1 protein-coding gene is annotated in these 1,118 nt (G+C 67.4%); it reads right to left on the bottom strand.

Annotation, left to right across the window (positions count from 1 at the left end; translation table 11 throughout):
* Nucleotides 1–994, bottom strand: a 994-nt coding sequence (locus tag ACYVLJ_RS47905) for an IS481 family transposase (protein ID WP_460443742.1), incomplete at its 3' end; no start/stop codon positions are given.
* Nucleotides 995–1,118 lie beyond the last annotated feature (124 nt).

The raw sequence follows: 1,118 nt of genomic DNA on the forward strand, positions 1-1,118 counted from the left end.
TGTGATGTCCGGGGAGGTTGGTCAGCCGGGTGATGGGTGTCTTGCCTCCGACGGATGAGTGGGGTCGGTGGTGATTGTAGAAGTGCAGCCACCCGGGCAGGGCTGACCTGCGGTCGTGTTCGCTGGGATAGAAGCGGGCGTATGCCCACCCATCGGCCAGGGTGCGGTGGAAGCGTTCGATCTTGCCGTTGGTTTGTGGCCGGTAGGGGCGGGTTCGTTTCGGCGTGATGCTCAGCTCGGTGCAGGTGTCACGCCAGGCCGACGAGCGGTAGCAGGCGCCGTTGTCCGAGAGCACGCGTTCGACGGTGACGCCGCGGTCGGCGAACCAGGCGACCGCGCGGCGCAGGACAGCGATGGCGGTATCGGCTTTTTCGTCGGCGCAGATTTCGGCGTAGGCGACGCGGGAGTGGTCGTCGATCACGGTGTGCACGAACGCGGTGCCGGTGCGGGCGTGCCGGTCGGCGCTCCAGGTGCCGGTGCGTCGAGAGGTCGCTGATCTGTTCTTTTTGCCTTGCTGTTTGCCGACGTAGCGCCAGCCGCCGCCGTCGGGGATGTTGCCGAACTTGGTGACATCGACGTGGATCAGCGAGCCGGGGTGGTCGTGTTCGTAGCGGCGCAGGGGTTCACCGGTGACCCGGTCGATATGGGACAGGCGGCTGATTCGGCAGCGCACGAGTACCGCGTGCACGGTCGAAGCGGGCAGGCTGAGCCGGCCACCGATTTGGACCGGCCCCAGCCGGTGGCGCCACCGCAGCCGCACGATCTGCCGTACCAGCGCGGGTGAGGTCTTAGCCGGGCTGTGGTGGGGACGGCTGCTGCGGTCGGTCATCCCGGGTGCGCCTTCGGCGCGGTACCGGTCGGCCCATTTGCGGGCAGTCCTCGCCGAGACCATGAACATCTTCGCGGCTGCGCTGGGGGTCCAGCCCTGTTCGACGATCAGGCATGCGAGCCGGAGCCGGGTGCGTGGGGTCAGGGTGGCGTTAGGGTGGGACACGAAGGCCTCCGGTGGGTGAAGCGGTTCCTCGACAGCTCCACTTCACAACCGGAGGCCTTCACCTGTCTGCACGACAGGCCGTCACCGGTCACCTCAAGTCGGGACAACGTCCCCGGACATCACA

It is taken from the genome of Amycolatopsis stemonae (assembly GCF_054781455.1).